Genomic DNA, 22,031 nt, shown 5'->3' on the forward strand with positions numbered 1-22,031 from the left:
CGACACACAAGACCGGCCTCGTCCGCGACGGACGAGGCCGGCCCCTTCGCGTGGCTGCTCCTTCGCCCTAGGCGCGCGGCACCCGCAGTAACTTGTCCGGCGAACCGGGACCCCGGCCGGAGATCTCCCCGGTCGCCGCACCCCTGGTCAGAGCCCTGCTGACCTGGTCCGGAGCCGCCCTCGGGTGGTCGGCCAGATACAGCGCGGCCGCGCCCGCGGCATGCGGTGCCGCCATCGAGGTACCCGAGAACGCGGCCCGTGCCGTGTCGCTCGCGGCGGACGTGGAGATGATGTGCACGCCCGGTGCGAAGAGATCGAGGGCCGGACCGTGGTTGGAGAAGGCCGGTTTCGTATCCCTGAAGTCGGTCGCGCCGACCGTGATCGCCTGCTTGACACTCGCCGGGGAGTACAGGCCGGCCGGCCTGCCGTCGTTGCCCGCGGCGACCGTGTAGGTGACGCCGGCGGCGATGGAGGCGCGGACGGCGGCGTCCAGGCGGCCGTTGCGCGGGCCGTCCAGGCTGAGGTTGGCGACGGCGGGCTTCTCGGCGTGCCGGGTCACCCAGTCGATCCCCGCGATCACCCGGGCCGTGGTGCCCGCCCCCGCGGCGTCGAGGACGCGTACGGAGACGACGCGGGCCTTCTTGGCGACACCGTGGGTCGTCCCGGCGACCGTGCCGGCGACATGTGTGCCGTGGCCGTTGGCGTCCGACGCGACCTCGTCGTTCCCGACGAAGTCCCAGCCGTGGGCCGCCCGGCCGCCGAAGTCCCGGTGCGTGGTCCGGACGCCGCTGTCGATCACGTACACCGTCACCCCGGCGCCCGCCGGCCCGGGCCAGGTATAGCTCCGGTCCAGCGGCAGACTCGGCTGGTCGACGCGGTCCAGCCCCCAGGAGGGCGGCTCGTGCCGTGTGCGGTCCAGGCGCACTCGGGTGTCCTGGACGACCGAGACGACCCGGGGGTCGGCGGCGAGCCGCCCGGCCCGTCTTACGTCGGTCCTGATCGCGTAGCCGTTCAGGACGGTGCCGTAGATGTGGCTGATCTTCACCCCGTACTTCTCGGCGAGGGCCTTTCCGGCCGCCGACGGAGCCCGGGTGCCCTCCTTCAGTGTGACCAGGTAACTTCCGTGCACGGAGCCGGGTTGTCCGGCGCCGAGTATCCGCCCCTCCGGTACGGCGTGCGCGGGCAGGGTGATGGCCGAAAACGCCGCGGCGCAGATCGCCGCCGTCAGGCCCCCCGCCCAGCGCAGACGCCGAGTGCGCGTCCGTGCCATGGTCCGAGCTCCCCTCCTCGACTCGGCGTACGGCTGCCGCGGGGCACCGCGTGCGGCCGGCGCGGGCCGGTACGTCAGGGGCAGCCTCTCGTGGCGGGTGAAGCGCCACAAGGACGCCTGTGGGGGCGGAATCGGCCATATCCGCGGATGGGGCGGTTCCGGACGATCGGGGACTGGGTGCCCGGAGCTTCACCGGCGGCGGCACCGACGCCGGTACTGTCGTAGGTGACGTCGATGAAGCCCTGTGTCAGAACCCTGCGTCATCCTGCGAATGCGCCGAGGTGGAACCCGTGAAGGCGATCCGTCGATTCACCGTCCGACCCGTTCTCCCCGAACCCCTCCGGCCGCTCAGTGATCTGGCCCGCAACCTGCGCTGGTCGTGGCATGCGGAGACCCGTGACCTGTTCCAGTCCGTCGACCCGGAGCGCTGGGCGGCCTCGAGCGGCGACCCGGTCCGGCTGCTGGGCAGCGTGCCGCCCGCGCGGCTCGCGGCCCTGGCCGGAGACCGCCGCTTCCTGCGCCGCCTCGCTGCGGTCGCGGGCGATCTGAACGACTACATGACCGGCGACCGCTGGTACCAGACCCAGCCGGACGAACTCCCCGCCGCGGTCGCCTACTTCTCACCCGAGTTCGGCATCACGGCCGCCCTGCCCCAGTACTCCGGCGGCCTCGGCATCCTGGCCGGCGACCATCTGAAGGCCGCCAGCGACCTCGGCGTCCCGCTGATCGGCGTCGGCCTGCTCTACCGGCACGGCTACTTCCGCCAGACCCTGTCCCGGGACGGCTGGCAGCAGGAGCACTACCCCGTCCTCGACCCCAACGAGCTGCCCGTGGTCCTCCTGGAGGAGGCCGACGGCACCCCCGCCCAGGTCGCCCTCGCCCTGCCCGGCGGCAAGCAGCTGCACGCCCGGATCTGGCTGGCGCAGGTCGGCCGGGTCCCGCTGCTGATGCTGGACTCGGACGTCGAGGAGAACGACCTCGGCGAGCGCGGCGTGACCGACCGCCTCTACGGCGGCGGCAGCGAGCACCGGCTGCTCCAGGAGATGCTGCTCGGCATAGGAGGGGTCCGGGCGGTGCGCACGTACTGCCGGCTGACCGGGCACCCCGAGCCGGAGGTGTTCCACACGAACGAGGGACATGCCGGGTTCCTCGGCCTGGAGCGGATCGCCGAGTTCTGCGCGGAGGGCCTGGAGTTCGACTCGGCGCTGGAGGCGGTCCGCGCCGGGACCGTCTTCACGACCCACACCCCCGTCCCGGCCGGCATCGACCGCTTCGACCGCGCGCTGGTCGCCCGCCACTTCGGCCCGGACGCCGAGCTGCCCCGCATCGATGTCGAGCGCGTCCTCAGGCTCGGCATGGAGACCTACCCCGGCGGCGAGCCCAACCTGTTCAACATGGCCGTGATGGGCCTGCGCCTGGCCCAGCGCGCCAACGGCGTCTCCCTGCTGCACGGCCACGTCAGCCGCGAGATGTTCTCCGGCCTGTGGCCCGGATTCGACGCCGACGAGGTGCCGATCACCTCCGTGACGAACGGGGTGCACGCGCCCACCTGGGTCGCCCCCGAGGTGTTCCGGCTCGGCGCCCGGCAGATCGGCGCCCAGCGCGCCGAGGACGCCCTGACCGTCGGCGGCTCGGACCGCTGGGACGCCGTGGCGGACATCCCCGACCAGGACATCTGGGAACTGCGACGGGGCTTGCGCGAGCAGCTCGTGACGGAGGTGCGGGAGCGGCTGCGGGCCGCCTGGCGGCAGCGCGGGGCCGGTACGGCCGAGCTGGGCTGGATCGACGGCGTGCTCGACCCGGACGTCCTCACCATCGGCTTCGCGCGGCGCGTCCCGTCGTACAAGCGCCTGACGCTGATGCTGCGCGACCGCGACCGGCTGATGGACCTGCTGCTGCACCCCGAGCGGCCGATCCAGATCGTCGTGGCGGGCAAGGCGCATCCCGCGGACGACGGCGGGAAGCGGCTGGTGCAGGAGCTGGTGCGGTTCGCGGACGATCCGCGGGTACGGCACCGGATCGTGTTCCTGCCGGACTACGGCATGGGGATGGCGCAGAAGCTCTACCCGGGCTGTGACATCTGGCTGAACAACCCTCTGCGCCCGCTGGAGGCCTGCGGCACCTCCGGGATGAAGGCGGCGCTCAACGGCTGTCTGAACCTCTCCGTCCTCGACGGCTGGTGGGACGAGTGGTTCCAGCCGGACTTCGGCTGGGCCGTCCCCACCGCCGACGGTGTCGGGACCGACCCGGACCATCGCGACGACATAGAGGCGGCGGCGCTGTACGACCTGCTGGAGCAGCGGGTGACGCCCCGCTTCTACGAGCGCGGGGAGAGCGGGCTGCCCGACCGGTGGATCGAGATGGTCCGCCAGACGCTGAGCCTGCTCGGACCGAAGGTGCTGGCCGGGCGGATGGTCCGCGAGTACGTCGAGCGGCTCTACTCGCCGGCGGCGCTCGCCCACCGGTCCATGGTTCCGGACGCGGCGCGGGAGCTCGCCGAGTGGAAGGACCGGGTGCGGGCGGCGTGGCCGGGCGTCACCGTCGACCATGTGGAGACGTCGGCGTCGGCGGCGCTGGCGGAGCTCGGTACGACGCTGGGGCTGCGGGTGCGGGTCGGTCTCGGGGATCTCGGGCCCGACGACGTCGAGGTGCAGGCGGTTTCCGGGCGGGTGGACGAGGAGGACCGGATCGGTGACGCGACGGTTGTTCCTCTGAAGCCGGTGGGGTCTCCCGACCAGGACGGGCGCTGGGTGTATGAAGGGCCCTTGTCCCTGGATCGCACCGGTCCTTTTGGGTATACGGTGCGGATCTTGCCGGCTCACCGGCTGTTGGCCTCCAGCGCGGAGTTGGGGCTTGTGGCCGGGCCGTCCGAGGAGTTGGTGGAGGCTGCGGGTTTGCTGCTGCGTTGAGTTTCGTCTGCGGGTGCGTGGGGGCTGGTCGCGCCCACCCGGCGGAGCCGTGAATCGATACAGCCCGCGCCTCTAGGTATCCGCACCACCCTGCGTTGCCAGGTTCCGCAGGACGGTGCCGCACCTGCGTGCGTACGCGTGCTGGAACCCCCTGGTCGCCGGGCCACCGGCCCTCGCGTACCACTTGGCGCCGCGGCTGAAGGCGTTCACGGTCAGCCAGACCGTGCCGTCGCCCGTGCGGTCGACCACGAAGGACTCCTCGCCGCACTCCGGGTGGCCGGGCAACGTGCCGTAGGCCCAGCCGGCGCGGCGGGGTTCCTCGACCGTCCACACCACACGGCAGGGGGCCTTGATCATCCCGGCGAGGGTGACGGTGACGTCGACGCCGGGGGCGGCCCGGTCCGCGCCGGCGTCGATGCCGACGCCCAGGGCTCGGTGCATCTCCCAGGTGAGCACCGCCTCCGAGGCGCGGTGGAAGACCTCCTCGCCCTCGCCGAGGCGGGTGCGCACGTTCATGGGATGGAAGCCCGGCGGGCAGAAGCCCTGGTCACGGGTGGCGCCGACATCGGCGTAGGTGAAGTCTTCCGAAGACATGGTCACCAAGAGTAGGGCGGTACCCGGATGTGCCTTCCCTCCGGGTACCGCCCTCGGCCGTGCTTCGGTCAGCCCACGTTGACGGCGGACCAGGCGGCCGCGACCGCCTTGTACTCGGCACTGGACGCGCCGTACAGCGCCGAGGCCGCGTTCAGGGTCGCCGTGCGGGCGCCCGCGTACTTGGTCGTCGACGTCATGTACGTCGTCAGCGCCTTGTACCAGATCTGGAGCGCCTTGGTGCGGCCGATGCCGGTGACCGTGGAGCCGTTGGAGGTGGGCGAGTTGTAGGTCACGCCGTTGATGGTCTTCGTGCCGCTGCCCTCGGACAGCAGGTAGAAGAAGTGGTTGGCGGGGCCCGAGGAGTAGTGGACGTCCAGGCTGTTGAGGCTGGAGGACCAGGCGTCGGCGGAGTCGCCGTCCTTGCTGGGCTTGTCCATGTAGCGCAGTGGCGTGCCGTCGCCGCGAATGTCGATCTTCTCGCCGATGAGGTAGTCACCGGCGTCGGAGGAGTTGTTCGCGTAGAACTCCGCGCCCGCGGCGAAGATGTCGCTGGTCGCCTCGTTCAGGCCGCCGGACTCGCCGCTGTAGTTGAGGCGCGCCGTGGCCGACGTCAGGCCGTGGCTCATCTCGTGGGCGGCCACGTCGAGCGAGGTCAGCGGTTTGGCGTTGCCCGCGCCGTCGCCGTAGGTCATGCAGAAGCAGCTGTCCGACCAGAAGGCGTTGTTGAAGTTGTTGCCGTAGTGGACGCGCGAGTAGGCGGCCTTGCCGTCGTTGCGGATGCCGTTGCGGCCGAAGGTGTTCTTGTAGAAGTCCCAGGTCACCTGGGCGCCGTAGTGGGCGTCGGCGGCGGCCGTCTCCAGGTTGGAGGGGTTGCCGTTGCCCCAGATGTCGTCGGAGCCGGAGAAGAGGGTGCCGGTGCCCGAGGTGCCGCGGTTGAGGTTGTACGTCTTGTTGCCGCCGCGCGTGCCGTCCGACAGGGTGTACGACGACCCGGACTTCGTGGTGCCGAGGGTGACCTTGCCGCTGTAGGTGGTGTTGCCCGTGCCGGTCTCGATGCCCTGGTACTCGTAGAGCTTCTTGCCGGTGGCGGCGTCGGTGATGACGTGCAGCTCGTTCGGGGTGCCGTCCTCCTGGAGGCCGCCGACGACCGTCTCGTAGGCGAGGGTGGGCTTGCCGTCGGCCGCCCAGATCACCTTGCGCGGCGTGGAGTTCGCCTCGGTCTTCTCCGAGCCGGCCGCCTTGGCCAGCGTCACGGCCTGCTTCTCGGCCTTGGCGGCGGTGACCGCCGGCTTGAGCGAGGCGACCTTGAGGGCGGCCTTCGTCGCTCTGGTGACGCCCTTGGTCTCGCCGGACTTGGACTTGTGCACGACGAGGTCGCCGCCGAGGACCGGCAGGCCCGCGTAGGTGCGCTCGTAGCGGGTGTGGACCGTGCCGTCGGCGTCCTTCACGACGTCCTTGACGACCAGCTTCTCCTGTTCGCCGAGGCCTATCTCGTCGGCGGTCCCGGTGGCCTCCGCCTGCTGCTCCTTGATGAGGGCGGCACGGGCGGGCGCGGTCAGCAGGAGGGGCGCGGCGGCGAGGGCCGGCTTGCCGGCGGCGGAGGAGTCGGCGGCGACGCTGCTGCCGGAGGTCAGACCGGTGGTGAGCAGGGCGCCGGTCGCGACGGCGGTGGCGATGGCCAGCGTGGTGCGCTTGTGACGCGCGTAGAGAGGGGTGGACACACAAGCTCCTAGGTGTGGGGGAAGCGCTGTGGTGCTGTGCGGCGGGTGGGGGAAGAGTGGCACCTGAGACGCGTACATGTCATGAGCGGTACCTGATGTTGGCCGGAAAACGACGGCGATGTGTCGCACCGGAGACATGAAGCGGGCGCCGCCCCGGGGGAGTCGAACCCACCGGGGCGGCGCCCTGCCCTGGGCAGGCCGCGAACGGGCCTACGGGAAGGTGAGCTTCCAGCTGCTGATGTATCCGGTGTCGCGGGCCGCGTTGTCCTGCACCCGCAGCTGCCAGACGCCGTTGGCGGCCTCGGAGGAGGCGTTCACCGTGTACGTGGTGGCGATGTTGTCCGCGCTGCCACCGGTGCCGTAGCCCTTCAGCGTGTACGCCGTGCCGTCGGGGGCGACCAACTGCACCTGGAGGTCACCGATGTACGTGTGGACGATGTCCACGGCGACCTGGAGGTCGGACGGCGCGTTGCCCGTCCGGCCGGAGACGGTGACCGGTGAGGTGACCGCCGCGCCCCGGTCCGGGATCGCCACGTCGGCGGTGTTCTCGAAGGACGTACCGCCGCCGCCTCCGCCGCCGGAGCGGGCGCCGACGTTCACGCCCGCCCACGCGTCCTGGACCGCCTTGTACTCGGCGCTGTCGGTGCCGTAGAGCTCACCGGTCGCCGCGAGGGTGCCGGTGCGGGCGCCCGCGTAGTTGGTGGTCGAGGTGAACTTGGTGGTCAGCGCCCGGAACCAGATCTTCTCCGCCTTGTCGCGGCCGATGCCGGTGACCGGAAGGCCGTCCGAGGTGGGCGAGTCGTAGGTGACACCGTTGATGGTCTTGGTGCCGCTGCCCTCGCTCAGCAGGTAGAAGAAGTGGTTCGCCGGGCCCGAGGAGTAGTGCACGTCGATCGAGCCGATGCCCGAGTACCAGGCGTCCTTGGACGAGCCGTCCTTGCTGGGCTTGTCCATGTGGCGCAGCGGCGTGCCGTCGCCGTTGATGTCGATCTCCTCGCCGATGAGGTAGTCACCGACGTCGGAGGAGTTCTTCGCGTAGAACTCGACCGTCGCGCCGAAGATGTCGCTCGTCGCCTCGTTGAGGCCGCCCGACTCGCCGCTGTAGTTGAGCCCGGCCGTGTTCGAGGTGAGCCCGTGGGTCATCTCGTGCGCGGCCACGTCGATCGACGTCAGCGGGTTCGCGTTGCCCGAGCCGTCGCCGTACGTCATGCAGAAGCAGCTGTCCGACCAGAACGCGTTGACGTAGTTGTTGCCGTAGTGGACCCGGGAGTACGCGGCCACGCCGTCGCCGCGGATGCCGCTGCGGCCGTGCACGTTCTTGTAGTAGTCCCACGTCAGCGCGGCGCCGTAGTGCGCGTCGGCGGCGGCCGACTCCAGGTCGGAGGGGCTGCCGTTGCCCCAGACGTCGTCGGAGCCGGAGAAGAGCGTGCCCGTGCCGGAGGTGCCGCGGTTGAGGTTGTACGTCTTGTGGTTGCCACGCGCGCCGTCGGTGAGGTTGTACGCCGAACCGGACTGCGTGGTCGTGAGGTCGACCGTGCCGCTGTAGACCGTGTTGCCGGTGCCGTTCTCGATGGCCTCCCACGCGTACAGCTTCTCGCCGGTGGTGGCGTCGGTGACGACGTGCAGTTCCTGCGGGGTGCCGTCGTGCTGGAAACCGCCGACGACCGTCTCGTACGCCACGGCCGGCTTGCCGTTCGCGGCCCAGATCACCTTGCGCGGCTCCCGGTTGACGGCCGGGCTCTTGGCGTCCTCGGCCTTCCCCGCGGCCACGGCCTGCTGCCGGGCCTTCGCGGCGGGCACCGCGGCCTTCGTCGTGGCCGGCTCGATGGCGGCGCGGGTGGCCTTCACGACGGACTCGGTGGCGTCCGCCTTCGTGCTCTGAACGACCAGGTCGCCGCCGAGGACCGGCAGGCCGTCGTAGGTGCGCTCGTAGCGCGTGTGCAGGGTGCCGTCGCGGTCCCTGAGGACGTCGCGGACGACCAGCTTCTCCTTTGCGCCGAGGCCCAGGTCCTTCGCCGCCTCGGCCTTGTCCGCGTCGGCCTCGCGGATCAGCGCCGCGCGCTGGGCGGGGGTGAGCCGGACCGGCTCCGAGCCGGGGTTCGCCTTGCTCGCGGCCGACGGTGCCTTCTGCGGGGCTGCGGTGGCGGTGCCGCTCTGCACAGCGGCGGCGATCAGCGCGGCGACGCCGGCGAGGGCCACGGCCGCGGTGCGGCGGGGGGCGTGGGGAGTGCGTCTGTGGGAGGTGCTTCTTCGCGAGGAACTGCTTCTCAACACTGACTCCTTCTGCGGGACCGGGGGTCGCCCGGCCTGGGGAGGTGGAGGTGTTGCCGTGAGGTCGCTGTGGAGCAGTCGTGGGAAGCGTGGCAGGGGAGTGCGCTTTCTGTCAGGGGCGCGTCAACAGTATGGCCGGAACCGGTTCGTTGACCGGAAGTTCATGTTCGTTATGCGGACGGAGTGGACGGCTCCCGGGTGTCGGGCAGGTCCCCGTGCCAGGAGTGCCACAGCGCCGCGTACGCCCCGCCGGCCGCCACCAGCTCGTCGTGCGTGCCGAGTTCGGTGAGCCTGCCGTCCTCCATCACCGCCACCCGGTCGGCGTCGTGCGCGGTGTGCAGCCGGTGCGCGACGGCGATGACGGTGCGCCCCTCGAGCACGGCGGCCAGAGCGCGCTCGGTGTGCCGGGCCGCACGGCCTGGCCGACGACGACCTTCGCCGTGCGGAAGTTGGCGTCCTTGACGTGCTCCCTGGCCTGAGGTCCAGAGATTCCGGCCTGGGTCGGCTGACCCTTCCGGGGGCTTCCTGCTTCGACGCGCCGTGCGGGCACGTGTGCCCGCGAACGAGATGTCGCCCTTCCGCCGCCGTCCTACGCCAGGCTGTCCCGCCAGGCCCGGTGCAGATCCGCGAACCTGCCCGTGCCCGCGACGAGTCCGGCCGGTTCGCCGTCCTCGACGATCTTCCCGTGTTCCATCACCAGGACACGGTCCGCGATCTCGACGGTCGACAGCCGGTGCGCGATGACCACGGCCGTACGGCCCTTCAGCACCGTCGCCATCGCCCGCTGCACCGCACGCTCGCCCGGGATGTCCAGCGAGCTGGTCGCCTCGTCCAGGATCAGCACCGCCGGATTGGCCAGCAAGGCCCGCGCGAACGCGACCAGTTGCCGCTGACCGGCGGAGATACGGCCGCCCCGCTTGCGGACGTCGGTGTCGTAGCCGTCGGGCAGCAAGCTGATGAAGTCGTGCGCGCCGATCTCCTTCGCCGCCCGCTCGATCTCCTCGCGCGTGGCGTCCGGGCGGCCGATCGCGATGTTCTCCGCGACCGTGCCGGAGAACAGGAACGCCTCCTGCGTCACCATGACCACCCCGCGCCGCAGTTCGGGCACGGAGAGGTCGCGCAGGTCGACGCCGTCCAGCAGTACCCGGCCGTCGGAGGGGTCGTAGAACCGGGCCAGCAGCTTGGCCAGCGTCGACTTGCCGGCGCCCGTGGAGCCGACGACCGCGACCGTCTGCCCGGCCGGGATCGTCAGGTCGAAGCGGGGCAGCACCTCACCGCCCGTGCGGTAGCCGAAGCGGACGCCGTCGAAGACGACCTCGCGGCCCGACTGTTCGCTCGCCGGCGGGGGGAGCTGCCGGGGACTCGACGGCTCGGGCACGGACGGGGTCTGGGCGAGCAGCCCGGCGATCTTCTCCAGCGAGGCCGCCGCCGACTGGTAGGAGTTGAGGAACATCCCGAGCCGGTCGATGGGATCGTAGAGCCGCCGCAGGTACAGCACGGCCGCCGCCAGCACACCGAGGGCCAGGGTGCCGTCCGCGACCCGGTAGGCGCCCCACAGCACGATCGCGGCGACCGCCGTGTTGGCGACCAGCCGTGAACCGGTGACGTACCGGGCCATCTCCAGCAGCGCGTCGCCGTTGGTCCGCTCGTGCCGCTGGTTGAGCGCGCCGAAGTCCGCGTCGTTGGCCGCCTCGCGGCGGAAGGCGCGCACCGGGCGGATGCCGTTCATGGTCTCGACGAACTTGACGATGACGGCGGCGATCGCGGTCGACCTCGCCCGGTACACCCGCCCGGCGCGCCGCTGGTACAGCCGCACCAGGGCGTAGAGCGGCACCAGGGACGCCACCGCCACGCCGCCGAGGCCCAGATCGAGCCAGAGCAGCATCGCCGAGATGTAGACGAAGGACAGGATGACCGTCACGAGTTCCTGAAGGCCCTCGTCCAGCAGCTCGCGCAGCGACTCCACGTCCGTGGTGGAGCGGGAGATGAGCCGGCCCGAGGTGTAGCGCTCGTGGAAGTCGACACTCAGCGCCTGCGCGTGGCGGAAGATCCGGCCGCGCAGGTCGAGCAGCACGTCCTGGCTGACGCGGGCCGCGGCGGCGACGAACGCGAACTGGAGCCCGCCCGCGGCCAGCGCGCACGCCAGATAGCCGACGGCCACCGCGATCAGCGGCCCGTGGTCCTGCGCCCGGAACGCCGGCACGGCACGGTCGATGGCGTACGCCACGAGCAGCGGGCCCGCCTGCACGACGGCCTGCTGGAGCAGCAGCAGGAGCGTCGTGACCGTGACGCGGGCCTTCATCGGCGCGAGCAGGGAGCGCAGCAGGGCGGCGGTGGCGCCCGGGGGTGTGGGCAGGACGTCCCGGTCGAAGGGGTCGCCGGTGGCGGGGGTCCGCGCGTCGGGCATCTGGCCGTCGGGCTCTTCGTCGTCGGGTTTCCCGTCGGCCGGTGCGGTGGTGGCCGCCGTCATCGTGCGCCCTCCTGTTCGACGGACTGTTCGCCTGACTGGTCCCCCGGCCGTTCGCCCGACTGCTCCCCTGACTGTTCGCCGGACATCAAGTGCGCGTACTCGGCGTTCGTGCGCAGCAGTTCCTGGTGCGTGCCGACCGCGGCGATCCGGCCGCCGGACAGCAGCGCGACGCGGTCGGCGAGCAGCACGGTGGACGGGCGGTGCGCCACGATCAGGGCGGTGGTGTCCACGAGGACCTGCCGCAGGGCGGCCTCCACGGCGGCCTCGGTGTGCACGTCCAGGGCCGACAGCGGGTCGTCCAGGACGAGGAACTCCGGCTGTCCGACCACGGCCCTGGCCAGCGCCAGCCGCTGTCGCTGCCCGCCGGAGAGACTGAGGCCCTGCTCGCCCACCCGGGTGTCCGTCCCCTGCGGCAGGGCGTACACGAAGTCGGCCTGGGCGACGGCCAGGGCGCGCTCCAGCTCGGCCGGGCCGGCGGTGTCGTCGGCGCCCATGAGAACGTTGTCGCCGACCGCGGCCGAGAAGAGCGTGGGCTCCTCGAAGGCGACCGCGACCTTGGCGCGCAGCGCCTGACGGGACAGGGTCGTGATGTCGACGCCGTCAAGGGTGATGCGGCCCGAGGTCACCTCGTAGAAGCGGGGGATGAGCGCGGTGAGGGTGGTCTTGCCGCTGCCGGTCGCTCCGACCAGGGCCATGGATTCGCCGGGGCGGATGTGGAGGTCGACCTTGTCCAGGACGGGAGGGGAGCCGGGCGGGGCGTCGGGGTAGCGGAAGGTGACGTCGTGGAACCGGAGACCGGACCCGGCCGCGGTCGGTGATGCCGAGTCACCGCGAACTCCCGGCTCCTCGACACCCTCGTCCATCACCTCGAAGTACCGCTCCGTCGCCGTCGCCGCCTCCTGGCTCATCGCCAGCAGGAACCCGATCGACTCCACCGGCCACCGCAGCGCCAGCGCCGTGGACAGGAACGCCACCAACGTGCCCGCCGACAGCGCCCCGTCGGCCACCTGCACGACCCCCACCACCAGCGCCGCCCCGATCGCGACCTCCGGCAGCGTCACGATGACGCCCCAGATCGTCGCCAGCATCCGCGCCTTGCGCAGCTCCGTGCCGCGCAGCCGCCCCGACAGCTCCCGGAACGCTCGGGCCTGGCTGCGGTGCCGGCCGAAGCCCTTGATGACGCGGACGCCGAGCACGCTCTCCTCGACGACCGTGGTCAGGTCGCCGACCTGGTCCTGGGCGAGCCGGGCCACCTTGGCGTACCGCCTCTCGAAGATCACACAGGTGACCATGACGGGCACGGCGGGCCCGAGGATCACCAGCCCCAGGGTCCAGTCCTGGAGCAGCATGATGACCACGCCGACGAGGATCGTCACGCCGTTGACCAGCAGGAACGTCAGCGGAAAGGCGAGGAACATGCGCAGCAGCATCAGATCCGTCGTCCCTCGGGACAGCAACTGCCCCGAGGCCCACCGGTCGTGGAAGGCCACCGGCAGCCGCTGGAGGTGCCGGTACAGATCCGCCCGCATGGACGCCTCGACGTGGGAGAGCGGACGCGCCACCAGCCACCGCCGCAGCCCGAACAGCAGGGCCTCGGCGACGCCGAGCAGCAGCAGGTACAGCGCGCCGAGCCAGACCCCGCCCGGGTCCCGGTCTGCGATGGGCCCGTCCACCATCCACTTCAGGACGAGCGGGATCACCAGGGCCACGCAGGAGGCGAGTATCGCCACGAACGCGGCGGTGAACAGCCGCGCTCGCACGGGCCGCACGTACGGCCACAGGCGCAGCAGCGTACGCACGGTGGAACGGTCCTGGACGGGGGCGGGTGTCGTGGCCATCAGCAGCGAGCCTACGGATCGCCACTGACACTGCCCACCGAGTTTCCGCCGTACGGCGTCGGCCGTTGGTCCTGCGACCTGGGGGTACCTCCCTGCGCGAGTGAAGCCGAGAGGTTGGGGGAGCGTTCGAGAAGTCGTAGGGCGGCATCAGCCGATCGGATGATGCCCGTTCGAGCGCGACGGCCGATGCGCCGGCACCCGCTCCACCGCGAGGCTCGTCGCATGCCGACCCGACCTGTCATCGAAGTCACCGAGTTGCGCAAGAGCTACGCCGGACGTCCCGCCGTCGACGGTGTCTCCCTCGCCGTGGAGGAGGGGGAGATCTTCGGGATCCTCGGGCCGAACGGCGCCGGAAAGACCACCACCGTGGAGTGTGTCGAGGGGCTGCGCGTGCCCGACTCCGGCCGGGTCCGCGTCACCGGCCTCGACCCCGTCACCGAGCACGAGGCCACCCGCCGTGTGCTCGGCGCGCAGCTCCAGGAGAGCGAGTTGCAGGCCAAGATCACTGTCCGCGAGGCGCTGGAGCTGTACAGCTCCTTCTACCCGAGCCCGCTCGACTGGCGGCCCCTCGCCGAACGCCTCGGACTCACGGCCAAGCTGACGACCCGGTTCGCCAAGCTCTCCGGCGGCCAGAAGCAGCGCCTGTTCATCGCGCTCGCGCTGGTGGGCAACCCCCGGGCCGTCGTCCTGGACGAGCTGACGACGGGCCTCGACCCGCGCGCCCGCCGGGACACCTGGGAGCTGATCGAGGACATCCGCGCGAACGGCGTGACCGTCCTCCTCGTCACCCACTTCATGGAGGAGGCGCAGCGGCTGTGCGACCGGATCGCGGTGATCGACAAGGGCCGGGTGGCCGCCCTGGACACCCCGGCCGGGCTGATCCGCCGCTCGGCGGGCGCCACCGTCATCAGCTTCACGCCGTCCGCCCCACTGGACGACCGTGACCTGAACGCGCTGCCCGCGCTCGCGTCGGTCGCGTACAAGGACGGCCGCGTCACCCTGTCCGGCACCGACGAGACGGTCAACGCCGTCATCACCCTCCTCGCCCGCACCCGCGTCACCGCCCACCAGCTCCGGGTCACCGACGCCACCCTGGACGACGCGTTCCTCGACCTCACGAAGGAGGCGGCGGCATGAGCACGGCCCTCGTCAACACCGCCGTACTGCAGAGCGAGGTCCGCCTCTTCCGCCGGGAGCCCGGCAGCCTCTTCTGGGTCCTGGGGTTCCCGACCCTGCTGCTGGTGATCCTCGGCTCGATCCCGTCCTTCCGGGAGGCCGACCCGGCCTTCGGCGGGCTGCGTCCGGTCGACGGCTACGTCCCGGTGAGCGTGCTGCTCGGCCTGATCATGGCCGGGGTCCAGGCGATGCCGCAGACCCTCACCGGCTACCGCGAGCGGGGCATCCTGCGCCGGATGTCCACGACGCCGGTGCGGCCCGCCGCCCTGCTGTCCGCGCAGATGCTGCTGTACGGAGGGGCCGCCCTGGTGTCGGCGCTGCTCGCCCTCACGGTCGGCCGGCTCGCCTTCGGCGTACGACTGCCCGAGCAGGTCTTCGGATATGTCCTGGCCCTGTTCCTGGCAGTCCTGGCCGCCCTCGCGCTGGGCTCGGTGATCTCCGCGCTGTCCCGGTCGACGAAGATCGCCGGCGCCATCGGGTCGGCCGTGTTCTTCCCGGCGATGTTCAGCGCGGGCGTGTGGATGCCGGTGCAGACCATGCCGGACGTCCTCGCCCGGTCCGTCGGCTTCACGCCGTTCGGCGCGGCGGCCGAGGCCCTGAACGAGGCGGCGGCGGGGGACTGGCCGGGCTGGGGCCACCTCGGGGTGCTCGTGGCCTGGACCGTGCTGCTGACGGCAGGTGCCTCGCGCTGGTTCCGCTGGGAGTAGGCGAAGGGGCGGTGCGCACTGGGCAGATGACCACGGCGGACGAGCGGATCGAGCACCGTCAGAACCAGTTCCACACCTGGGGCGTCTACGGACTGCTCGCCGTCTCCGCCCTCCTCTCGGTCGCCGCGCACGAGCTGATGACGAGCCCCGCCGAGTGGTACGCGGCCGGGGCGCTGGTCGTCGCCGCGGTACTGCTCCAGCTGTGGCACGGGCCCCGCCGCGGCCGCCGGACCCCGTCGACGCGCGGGACCGTCTACTACGTCCTGCGCTGGGCGATCTCCTTCGCCCTCACCTGGATGAACCCGTTCTTCGGGTTCTACGCGTCCACCGGCTACTTCGACAGCGACGAACTGATCCACGGAAGGCGCCGGCAGTGGCTCGGGCTCTTCGCCACCGTCGTGGTGGTGGCGGGCTCGCAGTCCGGCGGGATGCCACTCCGCGGCCCCGTCCAGTGGCTGCTGTTCGCCGTGCTGCTGGTCACGAACTACGGCCTGCTGACGGTGGTCGGCCACATCACCCAGCAGGAGGAACAGCGCTCCCGCGAACGGGCCGTCACCATCACCGAACTCGAACGCACCAACGCCGCCCTGCAACAGGCCCTCGACGAGAACGCCGCCCTGCACGCCCAACTCCTCGTCCAGGCGAGGGAGGCGGGCGTCGCCGACGAACGCCGGCGGCTCGCCGCCGAGATCCACGACACCATCGCCCAGGGGCTGACCGGCATCATCGCCCAGCTCCAGGTCGTCGCGAACGCCCCCGACCTGGCCGTGGCCCGCACCCACCTCGAACGCGCCTCGGACCTGGCCCGGCACAGCCTCGGCGAGGCCCGCCGCTCCGTGCACAACCTCGCCCCCGTGGCGCTGACCGACGTCGGGCTGCCGGAAGCCCTGAAGAAGACAGTCGCCGAATGGGGCGAACGGACGGGGGCGCGCGCCGAGTTCACGGTCACCGGCACCGCCGAGCAACTCCACGAGGAGGTCGCGGCCACACTCCTGCGGATCGTCCAGGAGGCCCTGTCCAACACCGCCCGGCACGCGGCCGCCGACCGCGTCGGCGTGACGCTCACCTTCCTCGGCGACGAGGTCATCCTCGACATCCGCGACGACGGCCGCGGCTTCGACCCCCTCGCCGTCCCCTTACGCACCCGCTCCGGCGGCTTCGGCCTCGACGGCATGCGCGCCCGCGCCGAACGCGTCGCCGGTGCCCTCACCGTCGAGTCCGAGCCGGGCCACGGCACGGCCGTCTCCGCTCGCGTACCGTTGGTCCGCCATGACTGACGACGCCGCGATCACCCTGCTCATCGTCGACGACCACCCCGTCGTACGGGACGGCCTGCGCGGCATGTTCGAGTCCGCCCCGGGTTTCACGGTCCTGGCGGAGGCGTCGAACGGCGTCGAGGCGGTCTCGCTCGCCGGCGGCCTGGACCCGGACGTGATCCTGATGGACCTGCGCATGCCCGGCGGCGGGGGAGTGGACGCCATCCGCGAACTGACCCGCACCGCCGCCCGCGCCAAGGTCCTCGTCCTCACCACCTACGACACCGACTCCGACACCCTCCCCGCGATCGAGGCGGGCGCCACCGGCTACCTGCTCAAGGACGCGCCCCGCGAGGAGTTGTTCACCGCCGTACGGGCGGCGGCGCAGGGCCGTACGGTCCTCTCCCCGGCCGTGGCCTCCCGCCTGGTCAGCGCGGTCCGTGCTCCCAGGTCTCCCGGCAACGAGCCGCTCTCCGCGCGCGAACGCGAGGTGCTGGCCCTGGTCGCCAAGGGCACGTCCAACCGCGAGATCGCCCGCGAGCTGTTCATCAGCGAGGCGACCGTGAAGACCCACCTCACCCACCTCTACGCCAAGCTCGGGGTCAAGGACCGCGCGGCGGCGGTGGCGGCGGCGTACGACCGGGGGATCCTCGGCTAGGGGGCTTCTGATGGATCTCCGCGGCGTGCGGACCCGCCCGGCGAAACGATGCCTCAGCCCGCCACGCGCAGCAGCAGCACCGCCCGCGCCGGCATCGTGATCTCCGTCCCCGCCCGGTGCTCCACCCCCGGCGCCTCCCCTTGCTCCTCCAGGCTCGTGTCGACGACCACCTCGTAGCGCTCCGCCCAGGGCGGCCCCGGCAGCACGAAGCTCACCGGCCCCTCGCCCGCGTGCAGGACGGCGAGGAAGCTGTCGTCGAGGATCTGGTCGCCGCGCTCGTCCCGGCCGGGGATGTCGCGGCCGGAGAGGTACATGCCCAGCGTGGCGGCGGGCGCGTACCAGTCCTGCTCCGTCATCTCGGTGCCCCGGGACGTGAACCAGGCCAGGTCGCGCAGGCCGTCCGCGGTCTGGGCCCGGCCCGAGAAGAACGCCCGGCGCCGGAGCACCGGGTGCCGGTGGCGCAGGTCGATCAGGCGGGAGGTCAGCTCGAACAGCGCCTTCCAGCCCGGGTCCTGAAGCAGCCCCCAGTCCACCCAGCTGATCTCGTTGTCCTGGCAGTACGCGTTGTTGTTGCCGCCCTGTGTGCGGCCCAGCTCGTCGCCCGCGACCAGCATCGGCACACCCGTGGACAGCAGCAGCGTCGTCAGCAGGTTCCTGAGCTGCCGCCGCCTGAGCGCCCGTACGCCCTCGTCGTCCGTCTCGCCCTCGGCGCCGGCGTTCCAGGCCCGGTTGTCGTCCGTGCCGTCGCGGTTGCCCTCGCCGTTGGCCTCGTTGTGCTTGCGCTCGTAACTCACCAGGTCGCGCAGGGTGAAACCGTCGTGCGCGGTGATGAAGTTGACGGACGCGTACGGCCTGCGGCCGCCCCAGGCGTACAGGTCGCTGGAGCCCGACAGGCGGTAGCCCATCTCCCGCACGTCCGGCAGCGCGTGCCGCCAGAAGTCCCGTACGGCGTTGCGGTACCGGTCGTTCCACTCCGTCCACAGCGGCGGGAAGGCGCCCACCTGGTAGCCGCCCGACCCCACGTCCCACGGCTCGGCGATCAGCTTCACCCGCCGCAGCACCGGGTCCTGGGCGATGACGGCCAGGAACGGGGAGAGCATGTCGACGTCGTGCATGGAGCGGGCCAGCGCGGCGGCGAGGTCGAAGCGGAAGCCGTCCACGCCCATCTCGGTCACCCAGTAGCGCAGCGAGTCCGTTATCAGGCGCAGGACGTGCGGCTGGACGACGTGCAGGGTGTTGCCGCAGCCGGTGTAGTCGGCGTAGCGGCGGGGGTCGTCCTGGAGGCGGTAGTAGCCGCGGTTGTCTATGCCCTTCAGGGACAGGGTCGGCCCGAGCTCGCCCGCCTCCGCCGTGTGGTTGTAGACCACGTCGAGGATGACCTCGATCCCGGCCGCGTGCAGGGCGCGCACCATGCGCTTGAACTCGCCGACCTGCCGGCCCCTCGTCCCGGAGGCCGCGTAGGCCGCGTGCGGGGCGAAGTAGCCGATGGAGTTGTAGCCCCAGTAGTTCCTCAGGCCTCTGCGCAGCAGATGGTCCTCGTGCGCGAACTGGTGCACCGGCAGCAGCTCCACCGCCGTCACGCCCAGCTTCACCAGGTGCTCGATCGCCGCCGGGTGCGCGAGGCCGGCGTAGGTGCCGCGCAGCTCCTCGGGGATGCCCGGGTGCAGCCGGGTGAAGCCCTTGACGTGCAGCTCGTAGATCACCGAGTCCGCCCAGGGCGTCTTCGGGCGGCGGTCGTCGGCCCAGTCGTCGTCATCGTGGACGACGACGCCCTTGGGCACGTACGGCGCCGAGTCCCGGTCGTCGCGCACGGTGTCGGCGACGTGCTGCTGCGGCCAGTCGCGTACGTGCCCGTACACCTCCGGCGGCAGGGTGAAGTCTCCGTCCACGGCACGGGCGTACGGGTCGAGCAGCAGCTTCGCCGGGTTCCAGCGGGCGCCGGTCCACGGGTCCCAGCGGCCGTGCACCCGGTAGCCGTAGCGCTGCCCGGGCAGCACGCCCGGGACGAAGCCGTGCCAGATCTCGTGGGTCAGTTCGGCGAGCCGGACCCGCGACTGGTTGCCCGCCTCGTCGAACAGGCACAGCTCGACCCCTTCGGCCCCGCCCGCCCACAGGGCGAAGTTGGTCCCCGCCACCCCGTCCGGGCCGACCCGGAACCGGGCACCCAGCGGGGTCGGCGCGCCCGGCCGGGCGGGCACCGTGGGCGGCGGCGCGGCCCGCCGTGCGCCGTTCACGGCGGCGGCCTGGCGCCCCTTCTCGGTGGCCTGATGACCGGCCACCGCCTCCTGCTCGGCTGCGCTGGACACCTGTCCGCCTCCCGCGGCTCGTGGAACGACGGGGGACAGAAGGGTGCGGCCCTGTGCTGCGGTCCGGGTCGCGGCTCCCCTGCGCGTCGTCCTCCCCACTGTTCTGCCCAGAGCGTGGGTCGCACTCACGTTTCCCCGGGGGCGGGCATGGTCGTTTCCCGGGGACACGGCCGGTCGTTGGGCACCTCGTGAGGCACGTACAAGGGCGCGCGCGGCGCGCGAGGGCCGCGCTGGCCGCCGTAGTGACATGGGCAGGGCTCCTGACCGGGGCCACCGGCTGTACCTCGGACGACGCGGGCGGGATCGCCGGGGCGTTCGGCGTGCCCCCGGCGCCCGAGGACGTCATCCGGGTCTCGCCCGCCGACGGCAGCCGGGGTGTGCGCCCCGGGCAGAAGCTGCGGGTGCGTGTGCCCGACGGCAGGCTGGAGTCGGTGAAGGTGGTCCGGTCGCAGGACGCGCAGGAGTCCCCGGTGCCCGGGCAGCTCTCCGCCGACGGACTGACCTGGGAACCCGACGACGAGCGGCTCGCGCTGGCCGCCAGGTACACGGTCGACGCGGTGGCCGTGGACGGCGACGGACGCCGCTCCGCACGGCACACCGCCTTCACGACGTACGTCCCGGAGGAACGCTTCATCGGCTACGTCAGCCCGGAGAACCGGGCCACGGTCGGCACCGGCATGATCGTCTCACTGGAGTTCAACCGGAAGATCGCCAACCGCGCCGCCGTCGAACGCGCGGTGCGGGTCACCGCCCGCCCGGCCGTCGAGATCCGCCCCCATTGGTTCGGCCGGACCCGCCTCGACTTCCGCCCCGAGCACTACTGGAAACCCGGCACCCGGGTCACCGTCGCCCTGCGCCTGCGGGACGTCGAGGGAGCGCGAGGGGTCTACGGCCTCCAGCACAAGACGTTCTCCTTCACCGTCGGCCGCAGCCAGGTCTCCGTGGTCGACGCCGCCCGGCACACCATGGAGGTGCGGCGCGACGGCGAGCCGCTCGCCACCGTGCCGATCACGGCCGGCGCCCCCAAGACCGCCACGTACAACGGCAAGATGGTGGTGACCGAGATGCTCGACGTCACCCGGATGAACGGCGCCACGGTCGGCTTCAAGAAGCGCGACGGCAAGGGCGAGTACGACATCCCGGACGTCCCGCACGCCATGCGCCTGACCGACTCCGGCACCTTCCTGCACGGCAACTACTGGGCGCACCACTCCGTCTTCGGGCGTACCAACGTCAGCCACGGCTGCGTCGGACTGCGGGACGTGAAGGGCGGCGGCTCGGACACCCCGGCCGGCTGGTTCTTCGACCGCAGCCTCGTCGGGGACGTCGTCGAGGTCGTCCACAGCAATGACAAAAAGGTCGCTCCCGACAACGGGCTCGGAGGCTGGAATATGGGATGGAACGCGTGGAAGACGGGCAGCGCGGTGAAGTAGCGCGACACGGGGGCGCGTTGCATCGACTGTCCGTCGAAGCTGGGACTGAACAGTGACAATCGCAGGCCACCGGGGTGCGGCGCCTTGTGGTTAATATTCGCCGGTGCGCGGGGGACGCGCAGGGGTGGGCCTGGCCAGGTCCGGGGAGGGGAGAACAACTTGAACGGGCGACCGATATCGGGGGCGTCGGTTGGCGGCAGGCACGGACTGCTCGCGCTGATACTGGGGGTGCTGCTGCTCGCCGTCACGGCGTGCGGCGGCGGGGGGACCGGCTCCGGTTCCGGCGCGGGCGCCGGCGAGGGCAAGGGCGCGGACGCCGCGCAGAGCAAGCAGTCCGAGGCCGTCGTCGGCATCACCCCCAAGGACGGCGCCAAGTCCGTCGACACCAGCGGGGCGCTGAAGGTGACCGCCGCCAAGGGCAAGCTGACCGAGGTCGTGGTCAAGGACGCCAAGGGCAAGAAGGTCGACGGCGAGATATCCGGCGACGGCGCCACCTGGACGCCGTCCACCCATCTGGCCGCCGCCACCAAGTACACGGTCCACGCGGTCGCCAAGGACTCCGAGGGCCGCACGGCAGCCGAGGACGCGGGCTTCACGACCCTGACGCCGAAGAACACCTTCATCGGCACCTTCACCCCTGAAGACGGCTCCAAGGTCGGCGTCGGCATGCCGTTCTCCATCCGCTTCAGCCGGGGCATCACCAACCCGGACGACGTCGAGAAGGCCATCCGCATCAAGACGGAACCGGCCGTGGACGTCGAAGGCCACTGGTTCGGCAACGACCGGCTCGACTTCCGCCCCGAGAAGTACTGGAAGCCCGGCACCAAGGTGACCGTCGACCTCGGCCTCGACGGCGTCGAAGGCCGCCCCGGCGTCTACGGCGAGCAGGACAAGAAGGTCGAGTTCACCATCGGCCGCCACCAGGTCTCCGTCGTCGACGCCAAGAAGCTCACGATGAAGGTCATGCGCGACGGCAAGGTCATCAAGACCATCCCGGTCACCACCGGCAAGCCCGGCATGGAGACCTGGAACGGCCAGATGGTCGTCAGCGAGATGCTCCCGGTGACCCGGATGAACGGCGAGACGGTCGGCTACGGCGGCGAGTACGACATCAAGGACGTCCCGCACGCCATCCGCCTGACCACCTCCGGCACCTTCCTGCACGGCAACTACTGGGCGGGCGGAGCCTTCGGCAACCACAACGCCAGCCATGGCTGCATCGGCCTGCGCGACGTGCGCGGCGGCTGGGACAAGAAGGTGCCGGCCGCGTGGTTCTTCAACCACTCGATGGTCGGCGACGTGGTGATCGTCAAGAACTCCGAGGACCGCATCGTCGACCCGGACAACGGGCTCAACGGCTGGAACATGGCGTGGGAGAAGTGGAAGCAGTAGCTCTCCGCCGCTGACAAGAGGGCCCCGGTG

The 22,031-nt window shown here is 71.6% G+C and carries 14 protein-coding genes and 1 pseudogene; 7 read left to right on the forward strand and 8 right to left on the reverse strand.

What is annotated here, in order from left to right; genetic code table 11:
* Positions 1 to 67 precede the first annotated feature (67 nt).
* Positions 68 to 1,270 carry a S8 family peptidase gene (locus HDA41_RS27740; RefSeq protein ID WP_184988334.1) on the reverse strand — a complete coding sequence of 401 codons (1,203 nt, stop codon included), beginning with the start codon at positions 1,268 to 1,270 and terminating at the stop codon, positions 68 to 70.
* Positions 1,271 to 1,560: 290 nt separating this feature from the next.
* On the opposite strand from HDA41_RS27740, the gene HDA41_RS27745 reads away from it, so the two are divergent.
* Positions 1,561 to 4,179, forward strand: coding sequence for a glycosyltransferase family 1 protein (locus HDA41_RS27745; protein ID WP_184988337.1), 2,619 nt, complete (start codon positions 1,561 to 1,563; stop codon positions 4,177 to 4,179).
* A 72-nt stretch (positions 4,180 to 4,251) separates the two neighbouring features.
* On the opposite strand, the gene HDA41_RS27750 is transcribed toward HDA41_RS27745, so the two are convergent.
* The 6 genes and pseudogenes from HDA41_RS27750 to HDA41_RS27775 form a co-directional block, all read right to left on the reverse strand.
* The gene (locus tag HDA41_RS27750; RefSeq protein WP_184988339.1) at positions 4,252 to 4,773 is read right to left on the reverse strand and encodes a DUF1990 domain-containing protein; all 522 of its coding nucleotides are present in this window, start codon (positions 4,771 to 4,773) and stop codon (positions 4,252 to 4,254) included.
* A 68-nt stretch (positions 4,774 to 4,841) separates the two neighbouring features.
* Positions 4,842 to 6,494: a M4 family metallopeptidase gene (locus HDA41_RS27755; protein ID WP_184988342.1), complete on the reverse strand. Its 1,653-nt coding sequence runs from the start codon at positions 6,492 to 6,494 to the stop codon at positions 4,842 to 4,844.
* A 210-nt stretch (positions 6,495 to 6,704) separates the two neighbouring features.
* Complete coding sequence (locus tag HDA41_RS27760) at positions 6,705 to 8,765, reverse strand: M4 family metallopeptidase (protein WP_184988345.1); 2,061 nt, start codon at positions 8,763 to 8,765, stop codon at positions 6,705 to 6,707.
* Between the two features lie 170 nt (positions 8,766 to 8,935).
* Positions 8,936 to 9,175: pseudogene (locus HDA41_RS27765) on the reverse strand (ABC transporter ATP-binding protein); the annotation flags it as partial.
* Positions 9,176 to 9,354: 179 nt separating this feature from the next.
* Entirely contained in the window at positions 9,355 to 11,235 is a 1,881-nt protein-coding gene (locus HDA41_RS27770) for an ABC transporter ATP-binding protein (protein ID WP_184988348.1), read from the reverse strand.
* A complete protein-coding gene (locus tag HDA41_RS27775) occupies positions 11,232 to 13,073 on the reverse strand; it encodes an ABC transporter ATP-binding protein (RefSeq protein ID WP_184988351.1) in 1,842 nt (613 codons plus the stop codon). The genes HDA41_RS27770 and HDA41_RS27775 overlap by 4 nt, the downstream gene beginning before the upstream one ends.
* A 222-nt stretch (positions 13,074 to 13,295) precedes the next feature.
* On the opposite strand from HDA41_RS27775, the gene HDA41_RS27780 reads away from it, so the two are divergent.
* Genes HDA41_RS27780 through HDA41_RS27795 form a run of 4 tightly spaced genes read left to right on the forward strand, consistent with a single transcriptional unit; the run spans position 13,296 to position 16,870 of the window.
* Positions 13,296 to 14,210: an ABC transporter ATP-binding protein gene (locus HDA41_RS27780; protein ID WP_184988354.1), complete on the forward strand. Its 915-nt coding sequence runs from the start codon at positions 13,296 to 13,298 to the stop codon at positions 14,208 to 14,210.
* On the forward strand, positions 14,207 to 14,956 hold the full coding sequence (locus HDA41_RS27785; protein WP_184988356.1) for an ABC transporter permease: 750 nt from the start codon (positions 14,207 to 14,209) through the stop codon (positions 14,954 to 14,956). The genes HDA41_RS27780 and HDA41_RS27785 overlap by 4 nt, the downstream gene beginning before the upstream one ends.
* Positions 14,957 to 14,982: 26 nt before the next feature.
* Positions 14,983 to 16,233, forward strand: coding sequence for a sensor histidine kinase (locus HDA41_RS27790; protein ID WP_184988359.1), 1,251 nt, complete (start codon positions 14,983 to 14,985; stop codon positions 16,231 to 16,233).
* The gene (locus HDA41_RS27795; RefSeq protein ID WP_184988362.1) at positions 16,226 to 16,870 is read left to right on the forward strand and encodes a response regulator; all 645 of its coding nucleotides are present in this window, start codon (positions 16,226 to 16,228) and stop codon (positions 16,868 to 16,870) included. Before HDA41_RS27790 ends, HDA41_RS27795 begins: the two co-directional genes overlap by 8 nt.
* A 53-nt stretch (positions 16,871 to 16,923) precedes the next feature.
* Here HDA41_RS27795 and glgX read toward each other — a convergent pair whose 3' ends face one another.
* Positions 16,924 to 19,176 (reverse strand): glycogen debranching protein GlgX, encoded by a 2,253-nt coding sequence (gene glgX / locus HDA41_RS27800; protein WP_184988365.1) that lies wholly within the window; start codon positions 19,174 to 19,176, stop codon positions 16,924 to 16,926.
* A gap of 188 nt (positions 19,177 to 19,364) precedes the next feature.
* On the opposite strand from glgX, the gene HDA41_RS27805 reads away from it, so the two are divergent.
* Together HDA41_RS27805 and HDA41_RS27810 are read left to right on the forward strand one after the other, a co-directional pair.
* The gene (locus HDA41_RS27805) at positions 19,365 to 20,609 is read left to right on the forward strand and encodes a L,D-transpeptidase (protein ID WP_184988368.1); all 1,245 of its coding nucleotides are present in this window, start codon (positions 19,365 to 19,367) and stop codon (positions 20,607 to 20,609) included.
* 159 nt (positions 20,610 to 20,768) lie between these two features.
* The gene (locus tag HDA41_RS27810; RefSeq protein WP_184988371.1) at positions 20,769 to 22,001 is read left to right on the forward strand and encodes a L,D-transpeptidase; all 1,233 of its coding nucleotides are present in this window, start codon (positions 20,769 to 20,771) and stop codon (positions 21,999 to 22,001) included.
* Positions 22,002 to 22,031: the final 30 nt, after the last annotated feature.

Source organism: Streptomyces caelestis (assembly GCF_014205255.1).
In the GTDB taxonomy this organism is placed as follows: Bacteria; Actinomycetota; Actinomycetes; order Streptomycetales; family Streptomycetaceae; genus Streptomyces; species Streptomyces caelestis.